At 48.1% G+C, this 18,642-nt stretch carries 17 protein-coding genes and 2 riboswitches; of the genes, 12 read left to right on the top strand and 5 right to left on the bottom strand.

Annotated elements, in window-relative coordinates:
• The first annotated feature begins 131 nt into the window (after positions 1-131).
• From AC58VC_RS37300 to sugE, 5 genes are all read left to right on the top strand, one after another.
• The gene (locus tag AC58VC_RS37300; protein ID WP_497376535.1) at positions 132-2,087 is read left to right on the top strand and encodes a M1 family metallopeptidase; all 1,956 of its coding nucleotides are present in this window, start codon (positions 132-134) and stop codon (positions 2,085-2,087) included.
• A gap of 57 nt (positions 2,088-2,144) precedes the next feature.
• On the top strand, positions 2,145-2,963 hold the full coding sequence (locus AC58VC_RS37295; RefSeq protein WP_497376519.1) for a hypothetical protein: 819 nt from the start codon (positions 2,145-2,147) through the stop codon (positions 2,961-2,963).
• A 168-nt stretch (positions 2,964-3,131) separates the two neighbouring features.
• Positions 3,132-3,270: riboswitch (cyclic di-AMP (ydaO/yuaA leader) on the top strand.
• Positions 3,271-3,273: 3 nt separating this feature from the next.
• Positions 3,274-3,747: a C40 family peptidase gene (locus AC58VC_RS37290; RefSeq protein ID WP_497376518.1), complete on the top strand. Its 474-nt coding sequence runs from the start codon at positions 3,274-3,276 to the stop codon at positions 3,745-3,747.
• 79 nt (positions 3,748-3,826) lie between these two features.
• Positions 3,827-4,489, top strand: coding sequence for an MSMEG_1061 family FMN-dependent PPOX-type flavoprotein (locus AC58VC_RS37285; protein WP_497376517.1), 663 nt, complete (start codon positions 3,827-3,829; stop codon positions 4,487-4,489).
• Positions 4,490-4,556: 67 nt separating this feature from the next.
• Positions 4,557-4,659: riboswitch (guanidine-I (ykkC/yxkD leader) on the top strand.
• Between the two features lie 79 nt (positions 4,660-4,738).
• The gene (gene sugE / locus AC58VC_RS37280) at positions 4,739-5,059 is read left to right on the top strand and encodes a quaternary ammonium compound efflux SMR transporter SugE (RefSeq protein WP_497376516.1); all 321 of its coding nucleotides are present in this window, start codon (positions 4,739-4,741) and stop codon (positions 5,057-5,059) included.
• Between the two features lie 36 nt (positions 5,060-5,095).
• Here sugE and AC58VC_RS37275 read toward each other — a convergent pair whose 3' ends face one another.
• Entirely contained in the window at positions 5,096-5,989 is an 894-nt protein-coding gene (locus AC58VC_RS37275) for a methyltransferase domain-containing protein (RefSeq protein ID WP_497376515.1), read from the bottom strand.
• A 177-nt stretch (positions 5,990-6,166) separates the two neighbouring features.
• Between AC58VC_RS37275 and AC58VC_RS37270 the strand changes: the two genes are divergently transcribed.
• Positions 6,167-6,763: a hypothetical protein gene (locus AC58VC_RS37270; protein WP_497376514.1), complete on the top strand. Its 597-nt coding sequence runs from the start codon at positions 6,167-6,169 to the stop codon at positions 6,761-6,763.
• Positions 6,764-6,822: 59 nt separating this feature from the next.
• Here the strand turns inward: AC58VC_RS37270 and AC58VC_RS37265 are convergent, their stop codons facing one another.
• The 3 genes from AC58VC_RS37265 to AC58VC_RS37255 form a co-directional block, all read right to left on the bottom strand.
• Entirely contained in the window at positions 6,823-7,779 is a 957-nt protein-coding gene (locus AC58VC_RS37265; RefSeq protein WP_497376513.1) for a hypothetical protein, read from the bottom strand.
• A complete protein-coding gene (locus AC58VC_RS37260; RefSeq protein ID WP_497376512.1) occupies positions 7,776-8,852 on the bottom strand; it encodes an ABC transporter permease subunit in 1,077 nt (358 codons plus the stop codon). Before AC58VC_RS37260 ends, AC58VC_RS37265 begins: the two co-directional genes overlap by 4 nt.
• 164 nt (positions 8,853-9,016) lie before the next feature.
• Entirely contained in the window at positions 9,017-10,732 is a 1,716-nt protein-coding gene (locus tag AC58VC_RS37255) for an ABC transporter ATP-binding protein (RefSeq protein WP_497376511.1), read from the bottom strand.
• Between the two features lie 137 nt (positions 10,733-10,869).
• On the opposite strand from AC58VC_RS37255, the gene AC58VC_RS37250 reads away from it, so the two are divergent.
• The 5 genes from AC58VC_RS37250 to AC58VC_RS37230 all read left to right on the top strand — a co-directional run bounded on the left by AC58VC_RS37250 (position 10,870) and on the right by AC58VC_RS37230 (position 16,385).
• Entirely contained in the window at positions 10,870-11,649 is a 780-nt protein-coding gene (locus AC58VC_RS37250) for a lipase family protein (RefSeq protein WP_497376510.1), read from the top strand.
• A gap of 133 nt (positions 11,650-11,782) precedes the next feature.
• Positions 11,783-12,208, top strand: a complete 426-nt coding sequence (locus AC58VC_RS37245; protein ID WP_497376509.1) for a hypothetical protein — start codon at positions 11,783-11,785, stop codon at positions 12,206-12,208.
• Positions 12,205-12,711, top strand: coding sequence for a hypothetical protein (locus tag AC58VC_RS37240; RefSeq protein ID WP_497376508.1), 507 nt, complete (start codon positions 12,205-12,207; stop codon positions 12,709-12,711). Before AC58VC_RS37245 ends, AC58VC_RS37240 begins: the two co-directional genes overlap by 4 nt.
• Before the next feature lie 100 nt (positions 12,712-12,811).
• On the top strand, positions 12,812-14,341 hold the full coding sequence (locus AC58VC_RS37235; protein WP_497376507.1) for an MDR family MFS transporter: 1,530 nt from the start codon (positions 12,812-12,814) through the stop codon (positions 14,339-14,341).
• Positions 14,342-14,531: 190 nt separating this feature from the next.
• Positions 14,532-16,385: a putative bifunctional diguanylate cyclase/phosphodiesterase gene (locus AC58VC_RS37230; protein WP_497376506.1), complete on the top strand. Its 1,854-nt coding sequence runs from the start codon at positions 14,532-14,534 to the stop codon at positions 16,383-16,385.
• A 64-nt stretch (positions 16,386-16,449) separates the two neighbouring features.
• Here the strand turns inward: AC58VC_RS37230 and cysK are convergent, their stop codons facing one another.
• Positions 16,450-17,382: a cysteine synthase A gene (gene cysK, locus AC58VC_RS37225; protein ID WP_497376505.1), complete on the bottom strand. Its 933-nt coding sequence runs from the start codon at positions 17,380-17,382 to the stop codon at positions 16,450-16,452.
• Between the two features lie 224 nt (positions 17,383-17,606).
• Here cysK and AC58VC_RS37220 point away from each other — a divergent pair, with 224 nt between their 5' ends.
• Entirely contained in the window at positions 17,607-18,278 is a 672-nt protein-coding gene (locus AC58VC_RS37220) for a putative endonuclease domain-containing protein (protein ID WP_497376504.1), read from the top strand.
• Positions 18,279-18,642: the final 364 nt, after the last annotated feature.

Here is an 18,642-nt window from a genome sequence, read left to right as displayed (position 1 = left end):
GTAACAAATCTTTTCCACTCACAGAAATATTCCCTAGGTTGTCTACATATACATGCTGTAGATGCTTGTTAGGCGGGGTGAATCTATTGAGTGTTTTATTCAAAAACCGAAAGCTACAATGGTTCGTTGTCATGCTCCTTGCAGCAGGCACTGTCTTGCTGTCTGAAACTTTGCTCCCATCTGCAAGTAAACTGACGGTGCCTGTCGTCTCTAAGGAGGAACCGTCAGCACCGGCGCCGGACATGCAGGGTGCTGATCGCGGCAAATCTTCGGACAAACAAACGCAGGAACCGCTGAGCTACCGCATTGCGGAGTATCACATGAATGTTGCCTACACGCCAGAGACGAGGCAGCTCAAAGGGCAGCAAGCGTTATCGTGGGAAAATCCGGGTACAGTTCCTGTGCAAGAGATTTATCTGCATTTATATCCAAATGCATTCGCATCTAAGAAAACCACGTTTATGCGGGAGTCCGGCGGCAAGCTGCGGCAAGATGAAGCCACGGCTGATAGTACCGGCTATATGGACTTGCTTTCTGTCAAAACGGCTGACGGCGAGGACCTTACGCCACGCATGGTGTTTGTACAGCCCGACGACGGCAATAAAGACGACCATACGCTGCTCAAAATACCGCTGTCAAAACCCGTAGGGGCCGGTGAACGAGTCACCCTCAAGACGGAGTTTCTCGTCAAACTTCCCCAAGCCTTCGCCAGAATGGGCTATGTGGACGACTTCGTGATGGCTGGGCAATGGTTCCCTAAGGTTGCCGCATATGAGCGGGCCGGCACAAGGGGTCGCACGGAGCCAGGCTGGAATCTCCACCAATATCATGGGAATTCGGAGTTTTACGCAGATTTCGGATTGTATGATGTGAAAATTCAAGTGCCGGCGAACTATACGGTTGCCGCGACCGGTTTCCCTGTGAAACCAGCTGTGACGGAGAACGGGACGAAAACGTATCAATTTTATGCCGATGACGTGCATGATTTCGCATGGTCAGCATCACCGCACTTCGTGTATGTGGAAGAGCCCTTCTCTACACCGCAAATACCCGGGGTGAAGATCAAGCTCTATCTGGATCCCAACCATCAGGAATTGAAAGACCGTTATATGTACGCCGCCAAAAAAGCGCTATCCCGCTATAGTCAGTGGTACGGATCGTATCCTTACTCGACCTTGTCCATCGTTGTACCTCCTCCTGGAGGCAACGGCGCAGGCGGAATGGAATATCCTACGCTAATAACGGCTTGGGGCGCGGAGGACAAAACACCGGATCAGGAATTGGAACGCGTTGTTGTACATGAGATCGGACACCAATACTTCTATGGCCTCGTGGCGAGCAATGAGTTTGAAGAAGCTTGGCTGGATGAGGGCTTTACCTCCTATGCTGAGGATAAAGTGATGGAAGCCGACTTCGGAGCGACCCCTAATTTGCCTGTCGAGTCCAGCTACATTACTTCTCCAAACGCCCTACGCCAAAATGCATGGGCCTATACCGGACATGATCAGTACGCAGAAAATGTGTATACCAGAGGCAAGCTCGTGCTGAAAGCAATTGAGAAACAGGTTGGCACCAAAACCATGGATCGTATCATGCGGACTTATTTTCAAAAATGGCAATTCAAGCACCCCTCCACCAAAGACTTTCAAAACATTGTCGAGGAAGTTTCCAAAACGAAGTGGGACGACTTCTTCAATGAATATGTCTATGGCTCGATGATGATTGATTACACCGTTGAGAGCATCCATGTGAAAGCTGCAGGCAGCAAAGGAACTGGCCCTTACGAAAGTACGGTTCTCATCTCCAAGCGCGGCGGAAATTCGCCCGAAGTGCCGATTCAGTTCCATTTCGCCGACGGTACGGTTCTCGACAAAACATGGGACGGCAAAGAGAGCAGCATTGAGTACAAACTAACCCACACGACGCCTGTTGATTGGGTTCGCATTGATCCGAACTACTCGCTCATTCTAGAAAACAAACATATTAATAACTTCATGCAAGCAGAAGTAGATACCAAGTGGAAACTCCGCCTGAATCTCGGCATTATTCAATTCCTGCAAGCTATTTTCGGGTGGGTGGCCTGGTAGGCGCCCACTCTACAAGGCAAGTTTGCCTTCAGAAAACAACGCTTAGGAGGGACACCCGTGACAACCTATCTCAAATCCGGCTTCAGGGCGGCTCTACGGCAACCCTTCGCTACGATTGTTTTATTCATCTACCAAATGTGCTGGGGCATGCTGCTGTATAAGCTTGTACAAGGGGTGCTAGTTCCCCTCATGCACCGGTTTCCTGGCGGCGACCAGCCGAAGGAAGCGCTCCAGCTTTTTCTAGCCGAAAGTCAGTTCCAGTTATTCAAAACGGATCTTAGCCATTCCTACCTGTGGTGGCTGGCTATCTTGCTCCTAGCTCGCATGCTGCTCACCCCGATGATGAATAGCGGCGTCTACTACTCGCTCACACATTCGGATCAAAATGCTGGCTATCGCTTCGTCCGCGGCATCAAGGAACTCATGCTTCCCTTCTTCGCCGTGTATATAATCCGAATCGCCATGTCTCTGCTGCCACTCATCTGGGTACTGCCCAAAGCGCAGAAGGTGCTGGCTCACAGCACATCTTACGAACAAGCTTCCCTCGACTTACTGCCTTGGCTCATGGGGATGCTGGTTTATGGCTTCCTGCTGCATCTACTTTTTATGTACGTGCAGTTCGCTATTGCGGCGCATCTCGGCATCGTATCCACGGTCATAACGTTCATGCGGTATTCACTTCCAATTATCGGCCTTTCTCTGATACTTTTACTCAGTTCAGGACTTTTGGCAGGGATCACAGTTACTACGACCTATATCTGGGCAGGTCTGGTAGCGCTGATCATTTATCAGCTTTTCCCGCTCTTCCATATTTTCATGCAAATGTGGTCCATCACTTCGCAATATCAGCTTCTTTCCGCCAAAATGAGCCGATGAAACCTAATAAATAAAACCATTAATGGTTTAGATTTGTTCAATCCCCTTGCAAAAGGGGATTTTTTTGTCTGTAAAGCGAACCTTTACACATTTTTTCAGACCAAATTGCACGAAAAAGGAGGAATTTCGATGTTTATGACGAATTAAAGTGACTAGCATCAAAAAACCAAATATTTCATGCCGAATTCCTCATTTCTTGGGGAAACGGGGGAACCATACCGGGTGAATTGATCTTGCAAGACAGGGATCATAGGGAACCTTCAACCGAACCCTCCAGCTAACCTCGTAGGCACCGGAAGGAGACAAGCAGTTGAAAAAGGTTGTTGCTCTTCTTTTTAGTCTTGTTTTGTTTTTGAGTGTAGCTTTAGGGAGTGTGTCTGCGTCAGAATCCACATTGGACTCAACGGTTGACGAATTGATTGGAACACCGTACCGCGATGCGGGAACGACAACAAGAGGCTTTGATTGCTCTGGTTTCACATCGTACGTGTTCAATAAATTCGGCATTGACCTTCCTCATAGTTCAGCAGCTCAAAATAAAGAGGGCTACTGGATCGACAAAAGTGATCTGCGTAAAGGTGATCTTGTGTTCTTCGACACAGGGGGTAAAGGCGTTTCTCACGTTGGCATCTACCTTGGAAACGGTGAATTCATTCACTCTGCTTCCAATGAAGGTATCGTGAAAAACAAACTAAGCGAATCCTATTATGCGAAAAGGTATGTATCCGCTAGACGTGTTCTGTGGGATGATATCTATAATCAACTAACTGCTGAATCCAAGTAATTTTCTTGTTCCTCATGAATAAAGCCCAGACAAGCGTTAGCTCGAATGAGCCGCTTTTCAGGGCTTTTATTCTTTTCTTGTGGTTACAAATTTGTCAGAAGCGCTTGGGCTTCGAGAAAGGACACCAACCATGTCGCTAACAAGTGGAAACGACAACCCGCCATTCCCTGGTATCATTCAGTCCCTTGAGGAGCTAAGACCCCGTGTCGGAGAGCCCCACCTTGCCGTCCAAAATAAAGTTATCTCCAGCATCGACGATCATATACGCGCTTTTTTGGCAAAATCCCCTTTATTTTTCTTGTCTACGTCAAATAAAGAGGGTCTATGCGACGTCTCTCCGCGCGGTGACCATCCAGGCTTCGTCCATGTCCTGGATGATCGTCGTCTGATCTATCCTGAACGGCTGGGGAATCGCCGCATTGACTCTCTGCAAAATCTGCTCGACAATCCCCAAGTCGGCATGGTGTTCGTAATCCCCGGTGTCGAAACCGTGCTGCGGATTAACGGACGCGCTTGGCTGACGCAAGATGAGCAATTGCTCGAAGGTATGCAGCTTGGCGGCAAGCTCCCCGTTGTAGGGGTTGGCGTTGAAGTGCAGGAATGCTTCGTTCACTGCAGTCGCGCCCTCAAGCTATCCAAGATTTGGGAGCAAGACACTTGGCTGCCAGAACAGGAGCACCCGGATAGCATGGCAATGTTCCGTGCTCACGTGGCTCTGAATGGCGTCGAGCTGAAGGAATAGAGCAAAGCATCACCTTATGAGAAATTGTGTAACTTGACATAGCATGTAAGCCGTCCTATAATTACGACATCATGTTTCTAGGGTTCCGGGGCGCTGCAGCGCTGGTCTGGTCCGAGAGAAAACACACAGCGGATACGCTGTGATCACGGAGGGGAAAAAGCCCGGGAGTCTTATCGCGATGCGATAGTGCTTCCAGGCTTTTTCTTTTTGCCGCGCATCTTCGAATACTTATTGAAGGAGTGATTCACGGTGGCATGGTTATATCTGGTCATTGCAGGTGTTTTTGAAGTCGTATGGGCGATCTCATTGAAGTTCTCCAATGGTTTCACACGACTGATTCCATCAAGCATCACCATTGTCGGCATGATTATCAGCTTTTATTTTCTGGCAGCAGCTACGAAAACTCTTCCTATCGGCACAGCGTATGCCGCTTGGACGGGTATTGGCGCTGTAGGGGCGATTATTATCGGTACCCTATTCCTGAATGAGCCTATTAGTTTACTGCGTATTCTATTCATGATCCTCATTCTGGTCGGCGTTCTCGGCCTTAAGTTCACATCTGGACATTAAGCCTAACGTTTCTTACTTCACTTTGGCCGATGATTCTTAAGCCACTATGTAGCTAACATACCAGAAGGAGCTGCCTACAAATATTCGCAAATTCTCCGACAGCGGCTTAAAGATCTCATTCAACTCTTCATACGAATAGTAGTTTTTAATAATTTCATGCTTGGAGCCATCGGCCAGCTCCCTTCTTTTGTACGTATCTTCGCTATGTTCATTCGTAATCAGCTCTCCGCCTCTTCCTGGCACGTACACATTATCCGCAATAAACACGCGGGCTCCTCGTCCAAGCCGCTCGTGGAATCCTTGCAAAAAGGAGTCCACGCGATTTTTCGGAATATGCGAAAACCAGAAGTTGGCGAGTCCGCTGTCAAAGTCCCCTGTTACCTCAGAAAGCCTGTATGCATCCCCTTCTATGAAGGTGGTATTATGAAGCGGCCAGGACTTAGATTCCGCAATTTGCAGCACCTCTGGTCGTACGTCCACACCAACGATGTGTTTGGCCTTTTCCGCCATGAACTGAGTCCAATATCCGGTACCGCAAGCCACTTCCAGAACACGGCTCCCTGTTACCTGCTTCTTCACGATATCCGCCAGCATCGCAAGCTCTTGCTGATAGTCCGCATCCTCGCGGGCGTAAATCCGTTCATATTCAGCCGCTCGCGCACCGTAGTAATCCTGCACGCCTTCTTTCTCTTCATGCAAAAGCCGCTGCCGATCCTTCACCTCGTGAACGATCCGTTGTTTAGCTGCCAATAAGTCGGCAAAAATAGCTCCGCCCTGCGAGGCATAATTCGCCAGTAGACCATGCGTCGCCATCACAATAAGCTGCGTCATAGACAAGCCTGTTTCCTCCGCCATGCGCTCCAGATCAGTCTTCACCTTTTCAGGTAAGTAGACGGAAAGTCTTTTGGTTTTATCGTTCTTGTCATCCATTGGGAGGAACCTCCTTTGCGTTTTTCTCATTATAACATATATTATATGTCATTTGAACATATTAATTGTACCTTTTATTGCAAATGAGAAATTCAGGCTACTTAAAGAAGTTGCTACTAGCCTTTCACCCTCGCAAATCCCTCTAGTACACATAGAATACTAAGCAAGTATATTCATATGTTGATAGGAGATGGAGAAATGATTCCCAAACAACGTATTGCTGGAAAACCGAGCAGAATTGTTCGGCTCCCCAAGAGCGCAGGGCTGCCAAGAAGCAAAGCCATGCTGATGTACCGCACGCAACTTAGAAAGTACCATAAGCCCGGGTCGGGCCGCTTTCTGAGCCAACGCACCGTTTCGATCGGAACCGACAACTCGTGGTTCAATGCACAAATCATTCCCCGCGATCCTGCGTGGGTGCCCGTTACGAATGCCAACTATGTTTGGTACTCTGGCAACTTAAACAGTGAGAATGCTATCATTTCGACACGCTTCACGCTTGCTCAAAATAGAGCCATTCTCGGCGCTTCTCTCTTCCTATCTGTCGACAATTACGCCGTTGTCATCATTAACGGTGTGCCGCTCCTCTTTGACGGACCGCAGAATACACCTTCTTTCTACAATCCTGGTCGTACTTTCGACATTCGTCGATTTGTAAGACGTGGACGCAATGATGTCGTCATCATCGCCTTTAACCTTGGCGGACCGCGCACCGCGCAAATGCCTGCAGGCGTTGCCGCCAGACTCGATTTTCGACTCAGCAATTTGCAGTAATACTTTCTTATCTACTGAAAAAGGCCGGGCCTCCATCCGTGGATGGAACCCGACCTTTTTTACATCAATTGTCGTTCGCTCCCATAGCGGCGCTTCAATTGACTTAAGAAGAACTGCAGCGAGAGGAATAACAGGGCGAAGCTGGTACCCACACTCAAAATAATCCAAGGATGCAGCCTAATATATCTGGAGCCATATGCGATAAGGGATAACCATTCCCCCGATGTTGTGATGGTAATGGAGTAACCGGCATCGCTGTCACCAATGGTTTCTGTACCGCCAAGTACAATGTTAAACACAGCTAATTGACCCAGCAGGAAAAGCACTTGCATGAATTCGCTAAGGAACATGAACGTCATTTCATTCCTCATACAGGGGATTAAATGCCTAACTGTGCGATGAACAACGGAACCTCCCATTAAACGCGATGCTTCAATAAATAATTTATCATTATAATAGCGTGTACGTTCGGCTATCTGATGAGCAAGCGGAAATACGCCGATGAACGTGACGAGTATGACAAAAGTAGCGGAGAAGAGCATCTTGTAGTGCGCATCCGCTTTCACCCACTGATCGAGCCTCAGACCGAAATACATCCCGGCGAGTGGCGGAAACAGAAATACAAAAGCAGGTACGGATGCGACTACCCACTGCATCGCCTTTAGAACCCCCCACCCTTTGCCGGTGGTCCCGCTCCACAATCCCCAAGGCAGCGCTATCACAAAACGGAGCAGTGTTAGAGCTAAAGTCGTGCCCAGCGTGTACTTCAATCCGTTAAGCAGTAGGCTCAGCATATCAAAGCCCCGATGATCCGTCCCCAGCAGGAATGTACTATTCGGCGAGAACGGCGGGATGTTGTAACGCGTTTTCCCGTCTTGTTGATACTGTATCATGTTGATTTTGTCCGCTGGCAGAATGCCATGCGGCTTCAGCCATGTGCCAAATATCGCAACAAGGAGAATAAGAGCGATAAGCGCAATTGAGATGTAAAATGCGCTTGATGGACGTTTTATCATCGTGAGACAACCTCCCCTGTGCGAACGACAAACCTTTTACGCAGCAAGGCATACAGTACGTGAAAAGCCATCGCGAGCAGCACGAGCGACATGCAAATGACTGACATTGATGTAACGCTTTGCATAGCAGGCGAAGTAATGAAGCCTCCCAGGCCGAAAATGCCGCAGATCGCTTCCGCAACAGCCATACTTGCCAGTGCCAATGTCGTCGCCTTCGGCAGGATCGAGAGCAAATCAAGCATGACATTGCGCAGAACATGCGAGATCAGTACCTCACCACGGGTCAACCCTTTGGCTTGTGCGGTAACGACGTAGTCCTGACCTAGCTCACGCGTAATAGCGACGCGCATGGTACCGTAAATCGTAACCGACGGAATCAGCGCGATGGTGAGAAATGGGATAAGAAATGGCGTTTTATCACCAACTTGTACAATTAGCAGCACGTAATGACCCAACAACCTCGTCGCATAAATCGCGCCTAATTGAATAAGTACAATTAAGAAAAAATCAGGTAACCCCACAAGAAGAGCCTGCGCACCATCTAGTACAACGCCCAATCTGCGCCACAATGACGCTAACATCGCCATGAGCATGCTAAACACAATAGCCATCAGCAGGCCAGGGATGAAATACGTACACGTACGAAGCAGCATAGTAGGAAGTTCTCCGATCACAGAGACTTCATTACGGTTGTACGGACTGCGGAATTTACCGAAATCGCCATGGAAAAAACCCTGGATTTGCTCTTTCACCGAATAGCCGTAATACCGCCATGAAATGATAGGACGCTCCAATGGAACAGCTGACGCTGGGTAAATACCTTTGATCGTCAACGTCTTGCCTATGTAGTCCCACGTCTTGCCGTAGGGAACAGATAGCAAACCTGTTTTCTCATTGAGTATACGGCTTCCCGGCAGTTGTTCACTTATTTTCTGAATACTTGTATTCGGTCCGAGCGTGAGCCGAATTTGATCTGGCTGGGTAGACAAGAATGCATTTCGGATGTTGCTCAAGAAGAAGATACACACAAGTGTAAACACCCCGAGTAACAGCCACCGAATCGTTGACTTCAAAACCGGTCACCTCGTTCTATTATTCACCGTTGGTAGATAACTATTTCATAGTTTACCATGATTCATTTGGGAGCACTATCCATTTTAATTCCAGCATGCCAAACAAAAAGACCTGACACGCGATCATTAAGATCGCTGCCAGGTCTTTTTCAAACTCCACTCGCTCACGAGCTAAACTGCGCTTGATGCAAGCGGCTGTAAACGCCTCCTACAGCGATAAGCTCCTCGTGACCGCCTTGCTCGGAAATGCCCTGCTCCGTCACGACGACGATGCGGTCGGCATTCTTGATCGTCGCCAGTCGGTGGGCGATCACAAGCGTAGTCCGGCCCTGCGACAGCTCCGCAAGCGACTGCTGAATCGCCGCCTCGGTCTCGGTGTCGAGCGCCGAAGTCGCCTCATCGAGGATGAGAATCGGCGGATTCTTCAGGAACATCCGCGCGATCGCAAGGCGCTGCTTCTGTCCGCCCGAGAGCTTGACGCCGCGCTCGCCAACGACCGTGTCCAGCCCCTTCAGCTGGGACACGATGTATCCCTCCAGCTGCGCACGCCGTGCAGCTTCCCAGATCTCGGCATCCGTCGCGCCTAGCTTGCCGTAAGCAATGTTCTCCCGCAGGGTGCCGGAGAACAAGAACACATCCTGCTGCACGATGCCAATTTGTCGGCGCAGCGATTCTAACTGGATACCTCGTATATCCATGCCGTCAATGGAAATGCTGCCTTCATTTACATCGTAAAATCTCGGCAGCAAACTGCATATCGTTGTCTTGCCTGCACCGGAAGGACCTACGAAAGCAACGGTTTCCCCTGCGCGAATAGACAAGGAAATGTTATTCAAGACCCGGGCTTCATGCCCATATCCGAAGGAGACAGAATCGAATGTTATTTGACCTTCCAGATGGCCAACCTTCACGGCGTCAGGCTGATCAGACACTTCAACCTCTGTATCCATGACTTCGCAATACCGCTTGAAGCCGGCAATACCTTTGGGATAGCTTTCAATGACATTATTGATTTTCTGGATCGGACCCAGAAACACATTCGTCAATAGAACGAACGCAATAAATTCCCCATAGGAAATTTGCTTATCAATCACGAACCAAGTTCCGCAAATCAACACGAACACGGTCACCAAACGCATAAGAATATAGCTTAAGGAGACGTTCCATGCCATGATTTTATAAGAAAGCAGCTTGGTTATGCGGAACCGCCCATTGTTATCTTCAAACAGCTTCTTCTCGTAAGACTCGTTGGCAAAAGCCTGAACGACACGAATGCCGCCAATGTTATCTTCGACTCTAGCATTAATGTCGGCGAGATCGCCCATCATCCGGCGGAACGTCTTCGTCATTTTTTGATTAAAATACACAGCGATCCAGAGCAGTAGAGGAACAATCACGAAGGTTAGCAGCGCCAACTTCACATTAATGCTCAGCATAAGCAGAAGAGCGCCGATTAGCGTCATTACCGCAATAAATAAATCCTCAGGGCCATGATGCGCCACTTCGCCAATCTCGAGCAAATCATTCGCCATACGCGACATCAATTGACCTGTTTTGTTATTGTCATAGAACCGGAAGGAAAGCTTCTGCAGATGGTCAAACATTTTTTTTCGCATATCCGTCTCGATATTAATCCCCAGCTTATGACCCCAATATGTAACGATGAAATTCAGCACTGTGTTCAGTCCGTAGACAGCAAGCAGCCCTGCGCAAGCCCATAGAATCCAAGCCCAATTCCCGGCAGGCAGTAATTTATCGACCACTTGATTAACCGCTAGCGGAAAACCAAGCTCCAGGAGCCCAGCCACAACCGCACAAGTAAAATCCAAAATAAATAAGTGCTTATAAGGCCTATAGTACGAAAAGAAACGTTTCAACACGTTAATTCACACCTCCATCGCTTATTATACATCAAAGAAAATTGAATGAGGGAAAAAATAGGCGGTTGCCGGAAGACAGCTGTCCACAAATTTCATATATATAGTTGAACAGCATTCTGTGTGTGGAGGAAACGACAATGCTTAGCAACTCATTGGACACACGAACCGCGATCTTCCTTGCCGCTATGTGCAGTCAGAGCTACGAGCAGCTTGAGAAAGGTCCGGAAGGCATCACTTTGCCACGCAATTATCGGATGGTTTCCTCCTTTACGGCAACCTCGGTCTTTAGCGATAAAGAGCTATTCGGTTTTATTGCTCAGTCTGATAGGCAGATCGTGATCGTTTTTAGAGGCACGAGTTCAACGTCTGATTGGATTTCCGATGCTATAGCCAGACAGACTGTATTCCCTTATGCCAAAGACGGAGGCCTTGTCCACAAAGGCTTTCTCGATATCTACAGCAGCGCACGCAAACAGATTTTATCGGCCATGTCCAAGCTTTCTCCTCGTAAAACACTTTACCTCACTGGACATAGTCTTGGAGGATGTCTCGCGAACTTGTGCGCTGCCGATCTTACGACTAACACGGGGTTCAAGGAGCCCTCTGTCTATACCTATGGTTCACCGCGCGTTGGAAATCCGGCCTTTGCCAGTCTCTTCAACCGCAGAACTGGGCTACACTATCGCATCTACAATACGAATGATATCGTCCCTGAGCTTCCGCCTTTCATCTATAGGTCTCCCCGAACCGACCAAGTCTACCACTATCTGCATGTCAAAAAAGGTGTCGAACTCACCTACCAAGCTGGCTCCATGTCAGCGAACCATGCGATTAGCGGCTATTTTGCCGAATTGGCGAAGCTGGATCCCCGTTATGCCGAACTATTACAAAGTCGAACACCAGGCTTTTGCCCGTGACCCGTGACATACCTGCGAGGTTTAAACAACTCAATAACGGCAAGGATAGAGGTTGATGCTTATTTTCATACAAAAGGGGAGCTCAGCCTTGGTTCTGGTTTTTTTCCTAGTTTTAGTTTGGTGTTGCCTACATGTGTTAGTCACTCTGCCAAAAAAACTGCCGCTCATGACGAATGTGCTGCTTTACATGGTTTTGTCCATCATTGACATCAATCGGATGGCAGTATTCAGTAATAATCTAAGCTTGTACCGCTTTAGCACGCAAGTCCCTGAATTCCTTGCTGTGATCCTATATCGGGATCTCATATACTGCTTCACTCTGATTACTTTTGCCAATGTGTTTCTAACAGCTTCTAGACTTCTCGTAAAAGTGTTTATTTCCCTCTATAGCTTCATCTTTCTCCTTATATGCTGCCTGATTCTCAGTAGGACAGAGGCCGTAATTAATCTGACATGGAACATCTACTATGACAGTATTACGCTGCTGATCATGATGCTTTTGACGTATTGTCTAGGTCGCGGGCTGCTGCATCTGACGCGGAAGGAGAGGTCCGCATGAATGATGAGGTCATTTACGACAGCCAGTTCAACGCAAATGAGTGGTTCGTCATCGCCATGATTGTTTTCGGGCTGCTTATGATTCTGGTATTACCCAAAAAGTTCACTCCTGTACAGACCTTGTTCACTTTGCTGATCGGGATTGTATTTGGTCTTATTTTTGATCATACGATTGGAATTCCTCCCTTTGATTTCTATGACGTCGGAGATGATTCCAAGTATCATATATTCGATATCTTTTCCTATGCCATGTACGCTCCCTTTGGCTACCTCTTTATTTACCTATACAAATGGCTTGGTCTAAAAGGTTTCTACATCATCCCTTACATAGTAGTCTGGTCTTTCCTAAGTATCGGCATTGAATGGCTGAGCTTATTGGTTGGAGTCTTTCATTATAAGCATGGATACAAGCTCATATTCTCCATCCCTATATACTTATTTCTGCAGTCGATTCATTATCTGCTGTTTCAAAAACTGCTCGATAAACAAAAGCAGATGGATTGAAATTTATAAAAGTGTTAATCAACCCTGACAGACTCTTGTCAGGGTTAGTTGTTTATAATCCAGATATATCATTCAACAATTGAAAGGAAATGATCACTTGATGAAATCAATGAACCAAACTGGCATCGTTATAGCCGGATTACTGCTCGCTATTCTCATGGCTTCCATGGACAATACCATCGTCGCAACGGCTATGGGCTCTATTATCGCAGACCTCGGAGGACTGGATAAATTCGTTTGGGTCACATCCGCCTATATGGTCGCTGAAATGGCGGGAATGCCCATCTTCGGCAAGCTCTCGGATATGTATGGACGCAAACGGTTTTTCATCTTCGGCATCGTGGTCTTTATGCTAGGCTCTGCCCTCTGCGGAACGGCTACTTCCATCGTACAGTTAAGCATCTATCGCGCTGTTCAGGGGATTGGCGGAGGGGCTTTGGTCCCCATTGCCTTCACGATTATGTTCGATGCCGTTAAACCTGAAAGCCGGGGCAAACTAATGGGACTATTCGGTGCGGTCTTCGGCATGTCCAGCATTTTCGGACCGCTGCTTGGCGCCTATATGACCGATTACGTCAAATGGGAGTGGATTTTCTATATCAATCTTCCACTGGGACTCATAGCCTTCCTGATGGTCGCCATTTTCTATAAGGAATCCCTTCAGCACGTTAAGCAGCGTATCGATTGGACCGGTGCTTTCACCCTTGTAGGAGCAATTGTCTGCCTCATGTTCGCTATGGAGCTTGGCGGGAAGCAATACGCTTGGAATTCCGCTCCCATCTTTGGACTATTCGCCGGCTTTGCGTTGCTTACGGTCTTGTTCATCTATGCAGAGACTCGAGCAGAAGAACCGATTATTTCTTTCCGTATGTTCCGTGACCGTCTATACGCAGCAAGCAATGCGATAGCCATGTTAAGTGGTGCCGCCTTCATCACGGCATCTGTATATATTCCAATTTTCATTCAAGGCGTTCTAGGCGGGAGCGCAACCAATTCTGGGCTCGTGCTGCTGCCGATGATGCTGGGAACCGTCGTTACCGCTACGGCTGGAGGATTCCTAATCAGCAAATTTACGTATCGCGCTATTCTCATCTCAACCCTCGTGCTGCTTGTGGCGGGAATGGCTTTGCTCATGACGATAACACCGGAGTCAACGCGCTTAACCATCACCCTGTACATGATCTTGGTCGGCCTTGGGATCGGCGCTTCTTTCTCGGTTCTTAGTAATGCTGCTATCCATTCGGTACCCGCCACTCAGCGGGGGGCAGCCAGCTCAACGCTGAATTTCCTTCGCTCACTCGGTATGACGATTGGCATTACCGTCTTCGGTATTATTCAAAGCCATTCGCTGACGAAGCACTTGGCAGATGCTTTCACAGGCAGCGGCGCTTCTGCTTTACCGCAAGGTTTCGATGTCAGGGATCCGCATGCGCTGCTCGATCCAGCAACCCGTACCCAAATTCCCTCAGGGGTGCTCGGTCAAATTTCCGATGGCCTCTCATCGTCTATCGCAACTACGTTTGCTTGGGGCCTCATCCCTGCCGTACTTGCTTTAGCTGCTGCTTTCGCGATGAGCAGAGAGAAGTTTGAAATCCAGTCCCATCCAGAGCCTTACACGGCATCCCATTAAAAATAAAAGGTCCCCTTCCACTCGGGCAACGAGCAGAAAGGGGATCTTTTCTCTTTTCACAAAAGTGATCCATCTAGTTTTCTGGCAAAGGTTTACAAAAATCTAGTTTTAATTTACAATTTTCAACAGGATCATGAATGATTCGACACGAACCTACAGAAGACAAATTTTGATAGGGGCTTTTATACAAATGGATCTTTTAATTAGCGAGAATCGCTGTCAGAGAAATACGATTGCCTTGCGATTATTGCTGCTAAATTTCACGATTATCATCCTAGTCATCTCGTTTGCATACATCAGGCTCGGGTTAACTACTCCCCACTATTTGTATATGGTTGCCGCCAATGTCTTGACGCTTTCTACTTATATCATTTTTTATTCCTATCACAAGGATTCCGGCTGGATCGGCTATATCCCCATTGGGGGACAGTTTCTGAACACAATCCTTTTGATGATGTTTGTACCTGCTGTAACTAATACATTTAGCAGTATTTATATCGTCGTTGTAGCCGCAGTTTTTATGCGCAAAAAGGTGATGTATATTGCCATTTCGCTTGTTTTGGCAGCGGACGCTTACTTCTTCTTATTTGTAGAAACCAAGGGTTTCGAACTGTCATCTCAAATACTTGCAGGCATTCTTACGTGGTCACTGCTCATTATCATCAGCTTGCTTCTCGTTTCCAGCAATAACAGAAAGCTCATGGAACGCTTCTTCACGTTACAGAAAGATACGCTGGATAAAGCCGAGCAAATCAAGCATATGGCTTCCACCGATCGTTTAACCCTGCTTCCGAATCGGTTCTCCGCCTATGAACATCTAGAACATGCGATCCAGCAAGCAGGTGCTGCTAATGGCCGAGTTTGTGTCATTTGGGTTAATATTGATAACTTTCAAATGATTAATGATTCTGTGGGGTATGCCACAGGTGATCAATATTTGCGATTTTTTGCCCGTAAAATGGTACATACGTTTACCCCTGGCATGCATGTTTCCCGATCAGGGGGGGATGAGTTTAACCTCATATTGGATGTTGGTAACCATGATACGGACTTCGGAAGCACGGTTCATGCCATTTGGAAGGCTTGCCAATCCCCATTCCAAGTCGCCGGCGTTTCCTTTCCGCTTAAAGTGAGTATGGGCGTCGCCTTGTATCCGGATCATGGGCAAACTGCCGAGCAGCTGCTCAAATGCGCCAATGTCGCTATGCGTAAAGCAAAGGCCAGCGGGAAACATCAGTTCCGCATTTTTGATGAAACGATGCGATTAGATCAGCTTTACAAGCGGAAGCTGGAAGATGCGCTGCAGGGAGCATTGGCCCAGAATCAGTTCACTCTGCATTTCCAGAAGCAAATTCATGTGCCTAGCGGAGAGGTCAAAGGGTATGAGGCTTTGCTGCGATGGCAGCAGCCCGATGGGGTGTACATTCCCCCAAGTGAGTGGATTCAACTGGCCGAGGAGACCGGGCTTATTGTGCCGATCGGTTACTGGGTGCTGCAAACAGCTTGCCAGACGGCTAAGAAGTGGCAGGTTGCCTCGCAGATGTCTTTTACAATCTCCGTTAATATCTCTGCACTTCAGTTAATGCAGTATGATTTTGCGGATCAGGTTCTAGCCATATTAGCGGAGACTGGACTGGACCCCCGTCACCTCGTGCTCGAGCTCACGGAGACCCTACTTATTCAGTCCATTGAAACATCTACCAACCATCTTAACTTCCTTAGGGATAAAGGGGTGCGCATCGCGCTCGATGACTTCGGTAAGGGCTTCTCTTCCCTTAGTTATATCAAGCAATTACCGGCGGATATTATCAAAATTGATAAGTCCTTCATTGATCATATTGATGATTCAACCGTAGATCGGGTGATTATGGAGTCGATCATCTCACTCGTTCAGCGAATTGATAAAGAGGTTGTCGCCGAAGGCGTAGAGAAGCAGGAACAGTTGCTCATCTTGCAGGCAGTTGGCTGTGATTTCGTACAGGGATACTATTTCAGCAAACCTTTGCCTGAGCATCAGGCTTTCCATACACTCGTTCAGGCCTAACCCCAAAAACCGCCCCCTATTGACTATTGGGAGCGGTTTTTTCTTATAGGAAGACAATCCTCATTTACTCATCAAAAAGTGGCGTAGATAAATACCGCTCACCGGTATCCGGCAGGATAACCACGATGGTCTTCCATTTATTTTCCGGCCGCTTAGCAATCTCCGTAGCGGCAAAAGCCGCCGCCCCCGAAGAGATGCCGACCAGCAATCCCTCTGTCTTCGCCAACGCGCGAGCTGTTGCAAAGGCATCTTCGTCGGATACGCTAATGACTTCATCGACAACGGAGCTGTCATAATTATCCGGAATGAAGCCTGCGCCAATGCCTTGAATCTGGTGTGCCCCTCGCGGGCCGCCCAGGAGTACTGGTGAATTGGCCGGTTCTACGGCGATGACTTGCACGGATGGGTTCCTTTTCTTCAAAACATCCCCCACACCCGTGATCGTCCCGCCCGAACCTACGCCGGCAACGAAAATATCGACATTTCCGTCTGTATCCCGCCAAATTTCCTCAGCTGTCGTCTTTCTGTGCACTTCCGGGTTAGCTGGATTGCTGAATTGCTGCGGGATGTAAGCATTTGGCAAGTTCGCTGCCAGCTCTTCCGCTTTCTTCATCGCCCCCATCATTCCTTCTACAGCAGGCGTGAGTACAACTTCGGCACCTAGCGCCTTCAATAATTTCCTTCGCTCAATACTGAACGATTCTGGAATTGTAATAATTAAGCGGTATCCTAAGGCCGCAGCAGCAAATGCAAGACCTATCCCTGTATTTCCGCTGGTTGGCTCTATAATAACGGTATCTGAGTTTATTTTACCGGCTTTCTCGGCTTCCTTAAGCATGGCGAAACCGATACGATCTTTGACACTACCGGCCGGATTAAAATACTCAAGCTTCGCCATTACCTTGGCCTCAAGGCCCTGCCGTTTATTGTAATTCCAGAGCTCTAGCAGCGGCGTATTGCCGATTAGCTCTGTCAAATTATTGTATATGGTCGCCATCTCGTATGACCTCGCCTTCTCTAAATATTAAACCTATGAACTTACTTGGATAAGAAAAGTATAGCCTGGAAATACCGAAAAATGAAATCAGTAATGTTGATAAGGGAGCATGATATTTTCTTATATATGAGGGTTTGGTATACTTGTACAGACGAAGAACGTCCTTTTGCCTTGCGGCACAAGGGCGTTTTTTATTTTATTTGTACAGGAGGAGGTTGGGGGAATTGGATTTTGAATGGTTACATGCTTCATTTATTTCGAACCACACAGCTCTACGGAGTGGCGAACGGAAGGGGCGGTTAATAAGGGGTCACGCGTATGCGGAAAAACTTTTTCTCCAGCAGGTGTGGGTACCGCTGTTCGGAAATTTCGACAACTTGCATCCCGAGTATGAAATCTACGATTGGAATCGTAAATCCCAGTTTCTCGATTTCGCTTACATCACACCTTTTGGGAAGTTCGGTATTGAATGTGATGGCTTTCAGAGCCATGTCAAGGATATGGATCGCGAGAAGTTCAGCTATGCGCTGAATCGGGAAACTTTTCTGACCGCTATGGGCTGGAAAATGATGCATTTCTCTTTCGACGACATCCAAGGCCGTCCTGACGTATGTCGGATGCTTCTACAGATGGTTGTCGGACCTAGCATGCTTCGACACGGTGCGATTATCTCCACATCAGCTAATCAGATGATGGAGAAGGAAGTGTTGCGGCTGGCCTGGATGCTCGGTCGGGCGATACGCCCGCAGGACGTCATTCAGCAATTGGACGTTGATTTTCGTACTGCACGCAAGTGGCTGCGTGCCTTGGTTGAGAAGGGATGCTTATCTCCCGTTGCTACGGGGAATAGCATTCGTTCATACGAGCTGAAGGAGGGGGCTTGGGAGTATCTATGACGCAGATCTTCTGCGGATTGCGGGCTACCGCTGCCGTCGTCGGGCCTTCATTGGACAAAATCCAATGTAAATGAAGTAGAAGCGGCTAAATCGCTGCTTTCGTTGGATGAAATCCAATGAGGTCGCTCGAATTCGGCGCAAAAGCGGCAATTTTAATGGCTGCCATTGGAAATCATCCAATAGTAATGCCCTTTCGGGGCCGAATTAGCGATTTTCGTTGGATTTCGTCCAATGAAAGAGCGGTCCCGAGGAAGTTGGGGTTGGGGTTGGGGTTGGGGTTGGGGTTGGGGTTGGGGTTGGGGTTGGGGTTGGGGTTGGGGTTGGGGTTGGGGTTGGGGTTGGGGTTGGGGTTGGGGTTGGGGTT

The sequence above is a fragment of the Paenibacillus sp. J22R67 genome (genome assembly GCF_059692175.1).
Note: the sequence above shows the minus strand (reverse complement) of the source record. Positions and strands in the feature narration are given on the sequence as shown.